Below are 15,833 nucleotides of genomic sequence, written 5' to 3'. Positions count from 1 at the left end.
AAGATGGGCAGCCTTCCGTAAAAAGGAAGCCACTATCGGAACTTATGGCTGCGGCCCTCAGTCGCGGGGATGTGGCAAAAGCCCATATTTGGCGGCGGCTTGGCCGGGTGTGCAAAGGAGCCGCGGTCGCGGGTTACCGGTCGCTTTGGCGACGGGAATTCCGCTTTGCCGTCATCATTGCGTTGAGGCCCTCACCCCGCCTTCGCCATCGTCTCCTTCACGGCCGCCACGAGCTGGCTGAGCGTGAACGGCTTGGGCAGGAAGTCGAACTGCTGGCCTTCGGGCAGGCTCTTCTCGAACGCGTCTTCGGCGTAACCGGAGACGAAGATGAACTTGATGTCGGGGTTCTTCTCGCGCATCGCCTTGAGCAGTGTCGGGCCGTCCATCTCCGGCATCACGACGTCGGACACGACGAGATCGATTCCGCCGCTCTGTTCTTCCAGCACCTCCAACGCCTCGACGCCATTCTCGGCCTCGACCACGGTGTAGCCGCGAGAGCGCAGACCGCGTGCGTTGAGCGCGCGCAGGCCCTCTTCGTCCTCGACCAGGAGGATGGTGCCCTGTCCGGTGAGATCGGTGCGGGGCTTGGCGTCCGCCGCAGGCCCGGCGTCCTTCGCGGCACCATTGCTGGCGCCAACGACCGGCGCCGGCTGCTCGACCTGCACCTCCGGCTCGGCATGATGGCGCGGCAGGAAGATGTGGAACGAGGTGCCCTGCCCCGGCTCCGAGTCCACGTAAATGAATCCGCCGGTCTGCTTGACGATGCCGTAGACAGTGGAGAGCCCGAGGCCGGTGCCCTTGCCGACTTCCTTGGTCGAGAAGAACGGCTCGAAGATCTTGTCGCGGATATCGGCGGGGATGCCGGTACCGGTGTCGGCGACCTCGATCCGCACGTAGTCCGCGGCCGGCATGCCCTTGTAGGCCAGCCTGGCCGCTTCCTCGGTGGTGACGTTGGCGGTGCGGATGATCAGCTTGCCGCCGTCGGGCATGGCGTCGCGCGCGTTGACCGCGAGGTTGACGATGACCTGCTCGAACTGGGAGACGTCGACCTTGACCGGCCAGAGATCGCGGCCGTGGATGGTCTCATGCTTCACCTTCTCGCCGATCAGGCGGCGCAGCAGCATGGCGAGGTCGGAGAGCGCATCGCCGAGGTCGAGCACCTGCGGCCGCAGCGTCTGCCGCCGCGAGAACGCCAGCAACTGCCGCACCAGCGTGGCGGCCCGCGTCGCGTTCTGCTTGATCTGCATGATATCCTGGAACGACGGGTCGGTCGGCTTGTGCGCGTTCAGCAGGAAGTCGTTCGCCATCATGATGGCGGAGAGCACGTTGTTGAAGTCGTGGGCGATGCCGCCGGCGAGCTGGCCGACCGTCTCCATCTTTTGCGACTGGTTGATCTGGTTTTCCAGCGCGCGCCGCTCGGTGGTCTCGAGCATGTGCACGATGGCGACTTCCGCATCGTTCTCGGCCGCGTCCACCGGCGTAACGAAGAACTGGCCCCAGCGCTCTTTGGTTCCTTCGAGCGCCACTTCGACCGGCGCGACGTCGGCTTGGCCCTCCGCGGCCTGATTGATGGCCGCGATCAAAAGGTGCCGGTCGCGCGAATTGACCGCGCGGAAGATCGACTTGCTGGCGCTATCGAGCCCCAGCGCCTGCCCGAGCTTGGCGTAGCGCGCATTGGCGCGCACGACGTTGCCGCCGCGGTCGACGGTGGCGATCGCCATCGGGGTATGGTCGAAGAAGCGCATGAAGCGCACTTCGGCGGCGCGATCCGGATCGCTGCGCTCGTCGCGGGCACGGCTGATCACCAGCGTTCGCGACGGGCCCGGCGCGCCGTCGGCGCCGAAGGCGAGCTTGTGATAGAGCCGCACCGGCATGGTCTTGCCGGTGCGCATGCGCAGGTCGATGTCGAAGACTTCCGTCTTGACTTCGCCCGGCACCGCCACGATCGCCGTGAGCAGCGAAGCGCCATCGCCGGAGACGATGTCGGTGAGCTTCAGCCCGCCCGAGCCGATCTCGGCGAGGTCGTAGTCGAGCCAGTTCGCCAGCGTCGCGTTGACGTAAGCGAGCTCCCCGGCCGGATTGACCGAGAAGAAACCGCAGGGCGCGTGATCGAGATATTCGATCGCGTGCTGGAGTTCCTGGAACACGTCCTCCTGGCGCTCGCGGTCGCGGGTGATGTCGGCGATCGACCACACTGCGTATCTCGTCTCGCGCTTGCCGGTGCCGAGGGGCCGCACCCGCATGCGCAGCCAGCGGCCCTGGCTGCCGTCATTGCCGGAGATGCGCACCTCTTCCTGCTGCCGCTTGCCTTCGCGCGCGGCTTTCAACAGGCGGAACACCGCCTCGGAGACGTCGGGGTTGCCGATGAAGACGCGCTCCACGGGGCGCACGTCCTGCGGGCCGGCGGCGCCGGTCAGCGTCAGATAGGCCGCATTGGAATAGACCACATGGCCGCGCGGGTCGGTCACGGCGAGGCCGTCGAAGGCGTGGTCGGCGATGCGCCCCATCACGGGATCGTCGAGATTGCGATCGACGAAGCGGATGATGCCGGCGGCGAAGGCAAACAGGTTGAACAGGCCGACCATCGCCAGCACGGCGAGGATGCCGAGAATATAGGGCTGGGCCTGCGCGCGCCCGAGCGTCATCAGCCCGACGGCGACGGCGACGAGGCCGGCAGCCACCAGCAGCACCAGCGCAATGCTGCCCGAGCGCGGCGACGGCTCGTGCGCCGCAACGGGCTCGCGTGTGAGGTCGTGGTCGGTCTCGGCAGTCATCTCAAGCTGGCACAGCCTGTCGGCAGAGAATCAACGCGCTACAGGGCGCGCAGGGTCCTCCCTGCCTGAATCGGACCCGCAGGCGCAAGGGCAGCAGGGGCGAAAGGTACGCTGATTCCCAGATTACGGCCATTTCCAGTACTTTTCAGGGGTTTTATTGCCGGCTGGCGCCAAATCCGCTCTTCAGACGCATGACGTAGCCGATGACTTCGGCCACCGCATGGTAGTGCTCGGTCGGGATTTCCTCGTCGATCTCGACGGTGGCGTAGAGCGCGCGGGCGAGCGGCACGTTCTCGACGATCGGGATGTCGTGCTCGCGCGCGATCTCCCGGATCTTGAAAGCGAGGTTGTCGACGCCCTTGGCGACGCAGATCGGCGCAGACATGCCGCGCTCGTAGGACAGCGCGATCGAATAGTGGGTCGGGTTGGTGATGATCACAGAGGCCTTGGGAACCGCCGCCATCATGCGCTTCTTGGAGCGCTGCTGGCGCAGTTGCCTGAGCTTGCCCTTGATGTGCGGATCGCCTTCGGACTGCTTGTACTCTTCCTTGATCTCCTGGAGCGACATCTTCTGCCGCTGGAACCAGCTGCGATACTGGAAGAAGTAGTCGCCGATGGCGATGATCGCGAGCGCCGCAACCACCGCGCCGAGCAGGTGAATGGTCAGGCTGGTGGTGGCGCCGAGCATGGCGGCCGGATCGAGCCTGACCATCGCCTCCATGCGATGCCGTTCCGGCCACAGGATCGTGGTCATGACCGCGCCGAGCACGATCAGCTTGCCGAGACCCTTGAGGAAGTTTGCCGCCGCTTGCTTGCCGAAGATGCGCTTGAGGCCTTCGGCAGGCGACAGCTTGCTGAACTTGGGCTTGAGGGATTCGGCCGACCAGACCAGGCGGTGCTGCAGCATGTTGCCGGCAATTGCCGCCAGCACCAGCATCAGCAGCGGCACGCCCATCGCCGCCAGCACCGCGACTTCGATCTGCTGCATCAGGGCGAGCAGCGCCCTGCCGTCGGTCTTGATCATCCAGGAATTGGCGATCAGGTTGCGCATCGGCGCCAACAGCCCGCTGCCGACCGATCCGGAGAAGCTCGAGACCACGAGCGTGGCGCCCGCGATCATGAACCAGGTGTTGATCTCCTGGCTCTTGGCGACGTCACCGCGTTCGAGCGCCTCTTCGAGACGTTTTTGCGTCGGGTCTTCTGTTTGACTCTCTGGATCGTTGTCTTCCGCCATCGATCACCCGGTCACTTGAGTGGCATCATCTGGTGCATGACACCGATGAAATAGTCGAGATAGGTGCCCATCATCGCCGTGAGCACGACGGCGAGCACCAGGAAGCCGGCGAAGATCGAGAGCGGCACGCCTACGAAATAGACCTGCATCTGCGGCATCAGCCGCGCCAGCACGCCGAGCCCGATGTTGAAGACGAGGCCGAACACCAGGAAGGGTCCGGAAAGTTGCAAGCCGAGGCGGAACGCGGCGGCAAAGGCGCGCGTCGCCAGCGCGGCGATATCGCCGCTCGACACCGTCTCGCCCGGCGCGAAGATCGTGTAGCTGTCATTCAGTGCCGCGATCACCAGATGATGGCTGTCGGTGGCGAACAGCAGCGTGACCGCCAGTATCGTCAGGAAGTTACCGACCAGCACGCCCTGCTGCCCTTGCGTCGGATCGACCGAGGTGACGAAACCTAGCCCCATCTGCTGTGCGATCACGGAACCGGCAACCTGGAGCGCCGACAACGTCACCCGCGCGGTCGCCCCCAGCACGATGCCGATCACAATCTCATGCAGCATCAGCACCAGCAGCGGCGCGATCGAGCCCATGTCGACCTGATAGGCGTTGCGATGCAGCGGCAGGATGATCAGCGTGAGCAGCAGCGCGATCGACAGTTTGATCCGTGTCGGGATATTGGTCTCGCCCAGCCCCGGCAACAGCATCACCATCGCGCCGACCCGGGCAAAGGCGAGCATGAAGGAGGCGGCAAGCGCCGGCAGCAGCGAGACGTCGATGCGCATGACGGGCGCATTGTGCCTCAGCCGCCGATGATTCGCGACGATATCCGCAGCATGTGGGAATGCAGCGCGTCGGCCATGAACGGCAAGGCCAACAGCATGGTGGCAAAGATGGCCAGGATCTTCGGCACGTAGATCAGCGTCTGCTCCTGGATCTGCGTCAACGCCTGGAACAGCGACACGACGACGCCGACCACGAGGCCGACCACCATCAGTGGCGACGACACGATCACGATGGTCCAGATCGCATCGCGCGCGACGTCGAGGGTTTCCGGTCCGGTCATTTCGCAGTTCCTTTATTCAAGTCTCATCCGCACCGCTCGGTGAGGACCGCACGAACTTCTCCTCGTCATTGCGAGCGTAGCGAAGCAATCCAGACTGCCACCGCGGAACGATTCTGGATTGCTTCGCTACGCTCGCAATGACGACGGAGAAAATCAGATCGGCATCTTCATGATGTCTTCATAGGCCGCAATCACGCGGTCGCGGACCGAGACCAGCGTGGACACGGCGACGTCGGTGTCTGCGACCGCCGTCACCACGTCCATCACGTTGGCCTTGCCGGCGGCCATCGCCACCGTCTGCGCATCGGATTTTCGGCCGGACTCCAGGACGCTGCCGACAGTGTCTTTCAAAAGGGAGGCGAAGGACTGCCCGCTCGGCTCGCTGCCCTTGCCGGCGCCGCTGCTCTCCAGCACGCGGGCGAGGTTTGCATAGGCGTTGGCGGCAATTGTCGGTGTTGCCATGGTTCAAATGTCCTGTTCAGCTCTTGAGGATGTCGAGGGTGCGCTGGATCATCCGGCGCGTCGCGCTGATGATGTTGAGATTGGCCTCGTACGACCGCTGCGCGTCGCGCATGTCGGTCATCTCGACCACCGAGTTCACGTTCGGATATTTGACGTTGCCGGTCGCATCCGCCGCCGGATTGTTCGGCTCGTATTTGGTGCGGAAATTGGACTGGTCGGGTTTGATCCTGCCGAGGGTGACGACCTGCGCGTCGAGTGTGCGGTCGAGCGCGGAGGAGAAGGTCGGCACCTTGCGCCGGTAGGGATCGCCGCCAGCGCTTTGTGATGTCGAATCCGCGTTCGCGATGTTCTCCGAGATCACCCGCATGCGCCCGGCCTGCGCCCGCAGACCGGAGGTCGCGATCGCCATCGAACGGGCAAAGTCGCTGCTGTCATTCGCCATGATGCGCTTCCTCTAGCTCTAGCCTTTGCCGATCGCGGTCTTGAGCAGGTGCAGGCTCTTCGAATAGAGCGAGGTCGCCGCCGCATAATCCATCTGGTTGCTGGCGGCCTTCATCATCTCCTCTTCGAGATTGACGGCGTTGCCCGCGGGGCGGGTCTCAAAACCCGCATTCTTGTTCTGGTCGAATCCGGAAGCCGCGCCTGACGGCGCCATGTGGGAACCGCTGGTGCGGGTGAGCGTCAGGGGGCCCATCGAACCCGTGACGGCCCCGCTCTTGTCCAGCTGCGGCTCGACGAGGTCGCGCGGCCGGAATTTGGGCGTGTCGGAATTGGAGACGTTCTCGGACAGGACGCGCTGGCGCTCCTGGTGCCATTGCATCTTGGTGCGAAGCGCCGATAGCACCGGAAGATCGTTGATGGACATCGTTGCGGCTCCTTCCGCCTCGCAGGACCCATGGACCGAAGCTAGGCAGAATTTGCCGCCTGTATGGTTAACAGCTGGTTAAGGAGTCGCAGGCAGTTGTCCCCCGCCGGGACACGAATGCGCGCACCCCGTGATTCTACGCCTCCAAAAGCGGCATTAACCCAACCGCTTGGCGGTGCGTACACAGGCCAAGAAGTCGTTTTGGATCGAGCGATTCATGGGTTATTAAGAGTTGGGGACGGCAAAACTTGCCGTGGGACGTTAAGAAATCGCAGTTTGGGGCAACGTAAGCCGGTGGTTGGCGCATCTGACCACGGGCCCGAGAAAAGCGCCATTTGTCGGGGACAAGTATGCAAGGCAGCCCTATCACCTTCATCGTCGCGTTCATCGTCGTTCTGGGGTTGATCGGCGTCGCTGCATGGCTGGTTCGCCGATTCGCCACCAGCCGGCTCGGCGCCAACACCCAGCGCGGCCGGATGCCCCGGCTCGCCGTGATCGATGCCGCCGCGGTCGACGGCCGCCGCCGTCTGGTGCTGGTCCGGCGTGACAATGTCGAGCATCTTCTGATGATCGGCGGCCCCACCGACATCGTCGTCGAACCCAACATCGTGCGTGCAGCGCCCGGCCGCGACCAGCTCCCGCAGCGTCCCAATGCCGCCGAGCCGCCGCGTCTTGCACCGATGCATGATTCCAGCAGCTGGGCCGACGAAGCACCGCGGCCCGAACTGCTCGATCATCCCGAGCAGCAAATGCCCGAGCCGCCACCGCGGCCCGCGCGCCCCTCCTTTGCCGACGAGGTGCGCCGGCCCGCTCCCGGGCTGGCCGAACGCCGCAACGAGCCGCCACTGGCCGGCTTCGGCTCCGAGCCGATCGCGCCGCGCCCCGAGCGCGAGCTGCGTCCCGAACCTGTTCCGCCGCGCGTTGCGCGCAACGAACCCCCTCTGATGCCGCGTCCGCCGCGCCAGAGCGAGCCGGTGAAGGCGCCTCCAGTGCGCGCCGAGCGCGTAGCCGCTCCTCCTCCGCCTGTGCCGCAGGCCCCGCCCGTTCCGCCGCCGGCGCCCGCTCCTGCGGCGCCATCGAGCGCCGAGCAGAATCTCGCCGAGATGGCGCAGCGGCTCGAGGCTGCGCTGCGCCGCCCCGCCGGCGAGACGCTTGCCCCTCCGGTCGCCCCGGAGCCCCCGGCCGCTCCTCCGCGTGTGGCCCGTAGCGAGCCGCCGGCACCAGCGGCCCCTGCCGCAAAGCCGGCTCCGGAAAAGACCAGCTTTGAAAATCTCGAAGACGAGATGGCCTCGTTGCTCGGCCGTCCGAAGCCGTCTTCGTGAGTCTGCCGGCCCTCCCGCGTAGAGTTTTTCTTCTTTCTGTCCTGATCGGCGCGGCTTCGCTCGCGATGCCGGCGCATGCGCAGGACATCAGCATCAATCTCGGCGGCGGAGGCGCTGGCGGTGGCGGCGTCACCGAGCGCGCGATCCAGCTGATCGCGCTGCTGACGGTGCTGTCGATCGCACCGTCGATCCTGATCATGATGACGTCGTTCACGCGCATCGTGGTCGTGCTGTCGCTGCTGCGCACCGCGATGGGCACAGCGACCGCCCCGCCGAACTCGGTGATCATCGCGCTGGCGATGTTCCTCACCTTCTTCGTGATGGGACCGGTCCTGCAAAAATCCTACGACGAAGGCATCCGTCCGCTGGTCGCCAATCAGCTCGGCGTCGAGGACGCGCTTCAGCGCGCCTCCGTCCCCTTGCGCGGCTTCATGCAAAAGAACGTGCGCGAGAAGGACCTCAAGCTGTTCCTGGATCTCTCCGGCGAGCCGCCGCCCGCGACCCCCGACGAGCTCGGCTTACGCATCCTCGTCCCCGCTTTCATGATCTCGGAGCTGAAGCGTGCTTTCGAGATCGGTTTTCTGCTGTTCCTTCCCTTCCTGATCATCGACCTCGTCGTCGCGTCCGTGCTGATGTCGATGGGCATGATGATGCTGCCGCCCGCGACCATCTCGCTGCCGTTCAAGCTGATCTTCTTCGTGCTGGTCGACGGCTGGTCGTTGGTGGCGGGGAGCCTGGTGCAGAGTTACGGGGGGTAGCGAGCCTGGGGAGCGGTCAGCGACCCCATCCCTCTGGCCCGAGGTTTGTAGGCGTGCACTTCAGCTTACCAGCGCAAGGCGGACCGTGAGCGCGTTCGGCGGTTCGTGACATACCGGAATATGCTCAGGTTGCGCATTCAATGGGTCGTTGATATGATGGTTATCATTCATTGATCCGAAGCGGCTTATGACCAGCAACGTCGAAAACCGTCCGCTCGCTCGAGTCGTGCCGCTTGGTCTTCAGGTCGCCGTTCTTGCTGCGTTGTCTGCGAGTGGCACGTTGGCCACCAACATCCTGTTGCCTTCGCTACCGAGTATCGCCGTCGCGGTAGGCGTCTCCAGCGCTCAGGTAACGTCAGCTATCACCATATTCCTCGCCATGTTCGCGGTCGGACAACTTGTTGTCGGTCCGTTGTCGGATCGTTTCGGCCGGCGCGTACCCGTGATGATCGGGTTTGCTGTATTTTTCGCAGGTAGCATATGGTGCGCGTTAGCCAATGATTTGGCGGCACTATTGATGGGTCGCGTTGTGCAGGCCGGTGGCGCATGTGCCACGTCTGTCCTTTCGCGAGCTATCGCAAGAGATCTCTTTCAGGGCGAACAGCTAGCGCGTGTGCTCACCTTTGTTATGGTTGCGATGGCAGCGGCGCCCGGATTCTCGCCCCTGGTCGGTGGCGCGCTGGATCATTTTTTTGGCTGGCGTTCAGCATTTGTGTTCGTCGGTATCTTCGCCGTCGTCGCTGCTTCAGCATTTCTTGCGGCTTTCGGAGAAACGCACCACGCGCCACGCGCCGAGTTCAATTCCTCGACGATCGCCAAGAATTACTGGTCGCTATCGACTGACCGCCGTTTCTTGGTTCCTGCCGCAACTGTTAGCCTCATCTTAGGTGCGCTGTTTGCAATGTTTTCGGCGTTGCCGCGTGTCTTGATAGAAGGCCTCGACTTCACGCCCATGCAACTCGGCCTGTTCTTCGCAGGCACTGTCATGATCGTCTTTAGCGCTGGCATTATCGCAACAAAAATTGTTCCGCATCTTGGTCTCGACCGATCGATTTGCATCGGCCTCGCGCTGGCCTGTGTCGGTGGCGGCATGGTGTTGCTATTCGCGCTTTTCGACGGGCGCTTTTTGCCATTTCTTGTCGGCGCATGCGTATTCCTGCTAGGCATGGGCATGGTCAATCCGCTCTGCAGTGCGCAAGCTCTTTCGCCATTCGGCGATCGCGCCGGTGCTGCCTCCGCCCTGTTGGGTTTCTGGCAGATGTTGGCCGCGGCGCTGGGGGTATCGCTTGCGGCGGTGATCGCAAGGAACCCCATGATCGGGCTTGGTCTCGTGCTAGTGCTTGCCTCGACCTTGGCCTCGGCAATCTATCAGGTGCGGGTAAAGCTCAACTAAGCCCGTTAAGATCGCTTCCTGGCCCTTAGCTGCTTCCCTGTTTCTACGCCCTAAGGTCGGTTTGCGGAGCATATGTTTCTCACAATGGACCTGAAGCCCTCAGCCGACTAGCAAAGGCAAACGGGCCATTGTCCGGTCTCAAAGACTGAATGGACGTGGCCTAGGTCCGCGGGGCTGATCGGGTTGATGAGTACGCGCCCCTGGGCGATAGTCTTCGGCCCCTCCCCGTCACTTCGAGGAGCTTGCTCACGGGCGCCTGTCGCGAGGCCCAGAAGGAGCAGCGATCCTACCGCGTCATCTTGATCTGCCGCACCACCGGGATCGTGGGCAGCGAGCCGGTGTGGTCGGACTGGTCCTTGGCTTGCGGCGAGGCCGGCGCCCGCGCGGTTGCGTCGGGGAAGCGCTGCTTCATCTCGCGCAGGAAGCCGTCGAGCGTGTCGACGCTGGCAGCCAGCTTGGCGATATCGGCGAATTCAGCGCTGGAGGCGCCGGTCGGTTTGCTCGCGATGTCGAAGGCGAGCCGATCGGCGCTCTCGCTCATCAGCGGCGCATATTTCTCGCGGAAGCGCGACATGCCGATCGAGTCGTCGGCGAGCGCATACCCGACGGCGGCGCGGATGATATCGCTTTTCTCCACCGCATTGAGCGGCTTGAAGTCGCGAAAGCGCTCGCCGTAATAAAGCTCGATCTGCTCGGCGGATTCGCGCCAGCGCCGCGCCGCCCAGAAGATGTCCGAGCGCAGCCGCAGCACCTCGCGCCCCGTAACGTTGGAGACGATGTCGAGCGCGAGGTCGTGGCGGCCGACGTCGCTCTGGGCACGCGCCTCCAGCAGCAGGCGTTGCTGCCTGAGTTCACCTGAGAGGTCGCTGATACGGCTCGCGCGCAACGCCGTGATCGCCATGTCGGGTCTGCGATTGGCCAGATAGATCATGGACAGGCGCGCGGCGACTTGTGCACGCGCCGCGCCCTCGAGGCGGTGGTCGACCTGGTATTGCAGGAGCTCGGCGGCCTGATCGAGCAGATCGATCGAGGCAAGACGGTCGGAGAGGCGTCGGATCAGTTCGTCGCCGCGGCGGCCGATCGGCGTCAGCTCGCGGAACTCGTAGAACATCCCCAGCGCTTCGATCGGCGGCAGCTCGTCGCCCTTGGGCCCTAGGAAGATCTGCGTGAACAGGTCGGAGGCGAGATCCTGCGCCTGGCGCGAGGCTTCCGCGTTCGGCTGCAGCTTTGTCGCGGTGCGCGCCGCGGTGAGCGCGTCCCGGTAGCGCCCGTTCTCGGCGAACATCTGCGACAGCATTTGGAGCGTCTTGACCTCGATCGAGTCGCCGCGCCAGGTCATCGCGAGCGTTTCGAGCTCACGCAACGCGTCTTCCTTGCCGATCTCGTCGCGCTTCTGCCGCAGCGCGACTTCGAGCTGCTTGGCCTCGGCCGCAGCCGGCCGGTCCGACGAGCCGGCCGCGAACTTGTAGTCGTCGAGCGCGTCCTTGTCGTGGCCGAGCGCCTCGGCGAGCCGGCCGCGCAGCACGGCGAAGCCGGGCGCGGCCTCGGGCGAAACGCCGACCACCTCGAGCTCGCTGCGGCGCTTGGAGGCGCCGGCATAGTCCTTCACCTCGAGCGAAGCGCGCATCGCCTCCATCGTCACGATGCGCTGGACGTCGAGCGGCAGCGAGGCGATGGCGAATTCGACGTTCTTGAACTTCTCGCGCGCGTCCGCCCATTTGCCCTGGCGCGCATAGGCGAGCGCCTTCCAGAGCTGGGAATCGTGGCTGTTGCCGATCACGGGATTGGCGAGGTCCTTCAGGCCCTGTGCCGGCCGGCCGATCAGGATGCTCGCGATCGCATGCATGATCAGCGCACCGCTCTCCTCCTTGTTGAGGGGATCGGCCAGCATCAATTCGGTGACGGCCTTGGCCTCGTGATACATCGCGCGCGACATGTAGAATTGCGCGAGGTCGAGCCGCGGCAGCGAACGCATCGCCGGTTCGACGCTGGAGATCGCGGTGATCAGGTCGTTCTGACGCGCGATGAAGTTTTCCGACTGGCCCTTGCGCCAGCCTTCGGGGCTGAAGACCGGCCGCACTGCGGTCGGCGCGCGCTCGGCCGAGATGTCGACCGGCGACAGCGTCAGCCCGCCCTTCTTGCCGAGGATGACCTTGTCGGCCCCGACCTCGACGCCAACCTCGTCGGAATTCGGCCGGATCGCGATGCCATGCGCGGATTCCAGCAGCGCGAGATCGACGAGGTCCTGCCGCTTGATGAAGCCGCGCACCGGCCGTTGCGCGGTGACGACATAAAGCGTGTCGCCGGCATCGGGATCGGTGAGCTTGTGCAGGAGCCCCGGATTGGCGAAGGGGATCGCGATGTTGGCGAGCGCCGGGTCGGTGATGTTGCGCGAGATCATCAGCGGCAGCGGCGTCGCCTGGATTTTGTCGGCGAGGGTCAAGAGCCAGTTGGTCTGTTTGCCGACCTCCTCGCTCGTCAGCGAATAGACCAGCGGCCGGGTGAGACGGATGCGCACCGCCTGTCCCTTCTCGAGCGGGACGCGGCCGACCTCGCCGATCATCGCACCGCCCCTGGTGCGGATTGCCTCGACGTCGATCGGCTTCGCCGTATCGAACACCAGCCAGACGGTGTCGCCACGGCGGAACGCCGCCGCAGGCGTTGCGACCTGAAGCGGGAAGGTCACGCGCAGGCCGTCGCTGTCGCGACGGACATCGACGCTGGCACCAATCGGCTGCGGCGCGGCGGACGCCTCTGCTGGCGCGGCCTTGACCGGCTCTTTGACGGGCTCCTTGGCAGCTTCCTTCACGGCCTCCTGAGGCGCTTCGGCCATGACCGGCTTGGCAGGCGCGACCGCAGTTTCTGCAACTGGCGCGACAGTCTTTGAAACTTCCTTGGGCGCTTCCTTGAGCGCTTGCGCAGCGTGCGCGGCTTCGGACGCAGGAGCCGGCATCGGCTTCGGCGCTTCAGCAGGCTGCATGGCGGCGGGTGCTTCCGGCTTCACCTCGGGCTTGACGTCGATCCTGGCTTCGCGCGCGATCGTCTCGGACGTCGGTGGCGCGATCTCGCGCTGCGCCTCCTTCGGCTTCTCGACCGCCGGCTTCTCGGGCGCAGGCGCCGGTCCATGAGCGGCGGGCTTGGCCTGCGCGATCGCAGCCTCCGCCGACGCGGCCATCTTGCCCTTGTCCGGCTGGAAGGAGATGTCGACGACGTAGTTCTTCTCGTCGCGGAACGAATGCACGTCGGAATCGCCGATCAGCGCAATCTCGACACTGGTCTGGTCGATATCGGCCTTCTGCTTGATGGAGGCGACGTTCGGCGGCGCCGCGACGACCGCGTCCGCCAGATCGAAATTGAGGTTGGCGTTGAAGGCGAGCGTGAGCTTCTGCTCGTTGAGCACGGAGGATACCCCGACTCCGTCGGGCATCTCGAATACGAAGCGGACGAAGGTCGGCTGCACCGAGGCGCGCACGCGGATCTGCGGACGCTTCTTGCTCTCCGCCGCGGCGCGCTGGGCGCGCAGCGCGCGTTCGGCGACGCGCGCGCGCTCGGCGAGTTCCTTGACCACGTCCATCGGCAGGCTCGGCGGCGGCCCCTTCCAACCCTCCGGCAAGAGGTCGATGAAGGTACGTTCGCCGGCATTCATGGTGTTGACGGTGACGCGCCGCGCCAGCGACAGGCGGATGGCGCCGCCATCGGGATCGCGGCGGGCGGAGTTGACGTAGTCGGGCGCGCCTTCCGGGACGCGGTCGACGGGAACGTCGACCGGCCGGTCGAAACGGATGACGAGAATGGAGCCGGCCGTCGTCACCTCGGAGGGGACGTCCTCTCCGAGCTTGATCACGAGACGGGCAAAGCCGCCGCCGGCCGAGAAAGTCGCCTCGCCCCGGATAGCATCGGCCGCCGGGACAGGCGCCGTGAAGCCGATCAGCAGGCCGGCTGCCAGCAGCGGCGCCGCGCAGACATGACGCGACAGGCCCTGCGCCAAAGCGCGGGCTCGCGACCACAATCCATCGGCAGCCTTCTGCGCCATTGGCAGCATTTCTTCCGGTCTGACAATCCAAGCCGGCCATCGCGCCGGCCGGTGCCATTGACTGTAGGTCTCGCCAATTAAGGACTTGTTAATGCTATATTTTGATTGGGGCCGCACGCCCTGCCGGATCGAGCGTGGTCGGCCCCCAGCTTTGGAGTTGAGACGCAGGCGGTTAAGGAGTTGTTAACACCCACGCAACAGCGCCGCCGCGATTTGTCAATCGTTAGACGGCACTCCATAGCGGGCAAAGTCCTCGCCAATTCCAGCGTCGATTCTTCTTGCCGCGCTAATATCGCTATCGCCGCCAGCTCTGTCGCCGAGCTTAAGTCTGGCAACTCCGCGGCCATAGAGCGCATGTGCCAGCTTGGGCGCGAACCGCAGCGCAAAATTGTAGTCGTCGATAGCCGCGGAGAATTGCCCCATTTTCAGGTTTATCAGAGCTCGCGAATCGTATGTTGCGGCATTGTTTGATCCCGATTCAAGCGCCCTATCGCAGTCTTCCAGCGCGGCCCGCAAGGCGCCGAGGACGGCTCGGGCCCAACAGCGTCCGCTCCACACCGCCTCCAGATTCGGATCGAGGCGAATTGCTTCATCATAGTCCTGCGTTGCACGGTCGTACGCATTCCTCTTCAGGTAGGCTGCCGCACGGTTGGCAAAAGCAGCGCCATAGTTTGGGTTGAGCTTGAGCGCCTCCCCAAAAGCGACAAGGGCCAGGTCGTGCGCGCCTTTCCTCAGATAAGCCACGCCGAGGTTGTTGAAAGCTTTCGCATAATCTGGATTGAGCCTGGTCGCTTCAACCAAATCACTGATCGCGCGTTCATAGTCGGTTTTGGCGCTGTAGGCATTGCCCCTGTTGTTGTGAGCGACAGCGAAGCCGTTCGCCGTCCCCTCGCCCGCATCGATGAACGCCGTGCAGCCATCGATCCGAGCTTCGGGCAATACGCGATCTGAGCCGTTACACAGTTCAACATTCTTGAGCGAACTGACCTTCTTCGGCTTCTGCGCTAAAGCCGACGGACCGGACAGCACAATGACGAAAATGAGCATCACTGTCTTGATGACACTGGCTCTTGCGATCATTTTCAAACCAAGCGTTTGACTGCGTGAACGAAGGGCTAACCCTGGGGCTCTCTGCCCGGCCGGCATTGCGGGTATCACGGCGCTTCGGAACGAGCAAAGTTCTCAACATCCCCGACAGATGTTGAGTCTGCGGTTGCTGCTTCGATCGGGCTCCGCTGCTGCGGATGCCGGCGGCTTCTTCAGGAGCTTGCTTTTGCCCTCTTCGATCAGGGTCGAGAATTTGACTGACCCATCATCCGAAATCTCGATATGCGGCGTCGTGCCTCGGATTCCTAGCGTGGCGACGGGAGTATCGACCTTCATGTCGCCGGTCTTTGCGACACTGCCAGCGACAAACGTGAACGTTCCCCTGGTGAGATTGAACAGCGTCGCATTAGACTTGCCGTCCGGCTCGTACACATAATGATCCAACACCATACGGGCATTGCTCGACAGATTGAACGAGGTGCCGTCCGTAAAGTTGATGCCGATTCGGCCGTCGGCCCCGGTCCGCACCACGTCACCGAGATATACGGGATCGCCCGTGTTGGCCCGGCCGGGCTCACCCGAGACATTCGCCTGAACGATCACTGCGCCCGCATGCTCGATCGAGACCGAGCCTGTGGCCGCCACTACCTTACCAATGGGTTTCGATGACGAGCTAACGACGGCGGGCTTGGCGGAATCGATTTGCGCTCGAGCCGCACTCGGCAGGAAACTGACAAGCGCCAAAACAAAGCTGGTCGCCAATGCGGCTATCATAGATCTGCACATGATCCACCCTTTCTGAGAAGATCTTGTCGCTGTCGTCGGCCCATTTTTTGAACCGCGAAGCCTAGCTGCCACAAAATATCATATATAATTCTTGTT

13 protein-coding genes are annotated in these 15,833 nt (G+C 64.0%); 3 read left to right on the top strand and 10 right to left on the bottom strand.

Annotated features, from left to right (window positions below):
• Positions 1–191: 191 nt before the first annotated feature.
• From cckA to flgB, 7 genes are all read right to left on the bottom strand, one after another.
• Entirely contained in the window at positions 192–2,774 is a 2,583-nt protein-coding gene (cckA, locus tag AC0L27_RS12815; RefSeq protein WP_275170015.1) for a cell cycle histidine kinase CckA, read from the bottom strand.
• 154 nt (positions 2,775–2,928) lie between these two features.
• Positions 2,929–4,008 (bottom strand): flagellar biosynthesis protein FlhB, encoded by a 1,080-nt coding sequence (flhB, locus tag AC0L27_RS12810; RefSeq protein WP_275170014.1) that lies wholly within the window; start codon positions 4,006–4,008, stop codon positions 2,929–2,931.
• Positions 4,009–4,019: 11 nt separating this feature from the next.
• Positions 4,020–4,790 carry a flagellar biosynthetic protein FliR gene (gene fliR, locus AC0L27_RS12805; RefSeq protein ID WP_473319333.1) on the bottom strand — a complete coding sequence of 257 codons (771 nt, stop codon included), beginning with the start codon at positions 4,788–4,790 and terminating at the stop codon, positions 4,020–4,022.
• Between the two features lie 17 nt (positions 4,791–4,807).
• Positions 4,808–5,071 (bottom strand): flagellar biosynthesis protein FliQ, encoded by a 264-nt coding sequence (fliQ, locus tag AC0L27_RS12800; protein ID WP_007612284.1) that lies wholly within the window; start codon positions 5,069–5,071, stop codon positions 4,808–4,810.
• A gap of 153 nt (positions 5,072–5,224) precedes the next feature.
• The gene (fliE, locus tag AC0L27_RS12795; RefSeq protein WP_275170012.1) at positions 5,225–5,533 is read right to left on the bottom strand and encodes a flagellar hook-basal body complex protein FliE; all 309 of its coding nucleotides are present in this window, start codon (positions 5,531–5,533) and stop codon (positions 5,225–5,227) included.
• A 16-nt stretch (positions 5,534–5,549) separates the two neighbouring features.
• Positions 5,550–5,975 carry a flagellar basal body rod protein FlgC gene (gene flgC / locus AC0L27_RS12790; protein ID WP_027567607.1) on the bottom strand — a complete coding sequence of 142 codons (426 nt, stop codon included), beginning with the start codon at positions 5,973–5,975 and terminating at the stop codon, positions 5,550–5,552.
• 18 nt (positions 5,976–5,993) lie between these two features.
• Positions 5,994–6,398 (bottom strand): flagellar basal body rod protein FlgB, encoded by a 405-nt coding sequence (gene flgB, locus AC0L27_RS12785; protein ID WP_275170011.1) that lies wholly within the window; start codon positions 6,396–6,398, stop codon positions 5,994–5,996.
• A 350-nt stretch (positions 6,399–6,748) separates the two neighbouring features.
• Here flgB and AC0L27_RS12780 point away from each other — a divergent pair, with 350 nt between their 5' ends.
• From AC0L27_RS12780 to AC0L27_RS12770, 3 genes are all read left to right on the top strand, one after another.
• Positions 6,749–7,720 carry a flagellar biosynthetic protein FliO gene (locus AC0L27_RS12780; RefSeq protein WP_275170010.1) on the top strand — a complete coding sequence of 324 codons (972 nt, stop codon included), beginning with the start codon at positions 6,749–6,751 and terminating at the stop codon, positions 7,718–7,720.
• Positions 7,717–8,478 (top strand): flagellar type III secretion system pore protein FliP, encoded by a 762-nt coding sequence (gene fliP, locus AC0L27_RS12775; RefSeq protein ID WP_275170009.1) that lies wholly within the window; start codon positions 7,717–7,719, stop codon positions 8,476–8,478. The genes AC0L27_RS12780 and fliP overlap by 4 nt, the downstream gene beginning before the upstream one ends.
• A gap of 187 nt (positions 8,479–8,665) precedes the next feature.
• Complete coding sequence (locus AC0L27_RS12770) at positions 8,666–9,871, top strand: multidrug effflux MFS transporter (protein ID WP_473319325.1); 1,206 nt, start codon at positions 8,666–8,668, stop codon at positions 9,869–9,871.
• 286 nt (positions 9,872–10,157) lie between these two features.
• Here AC0L27_RS12770 and AC0L27_RS12765 read toward each other — a convergent pair whose 3' ends face one another.
• The 3 genes from AC0L27_RS12765 to AC0L27_RS12755 form a co-directional block, all read right to left on the bottom strand.
• Complete coding sequence (locus AC0L27_RS12765; protein WP_275170007.1) at positions 10,158–13,904, bottom strand: tetratricopeptide repeat protein; 3,747 nt, start codon at positions 13,902–13,904, stop codon at positions 10,158–10,160.
• 216 nt (positions 13,905–14,120) lie between these two features.
• Complete coding sequence (locus tag AC0L27_RS12760; RefSeq protein WP_473319320.1) at positions 14,121–14,984, bottom strand: tetratricopeptide repeat protein; 864 nt, start codon at positions 14,982–14,984, stop codon at positions 14,121–14,123.
• Between the two features lie 102 nt (positions 14,985–15,086).
• Positions 15,087–15,713: a FecR family protein gene (locus AC0L27_RS12755; RefSeq protein ID WP_342761035.1), complete on the bottom strand. Its 627-nt coding sequence runs from the start codon at positions 15,711–15,713 to the stop codon at positions 15,087–15,089.
• Positions 15,714–15,833: the final 120 nt, after the last annotated feature.

This window comes from Bradyrhizobium sp. Ken51, assembly GCF_055807435.1.
This window is presented reverse-complemented; position numbering and strand designations above follow the sequence as displayed.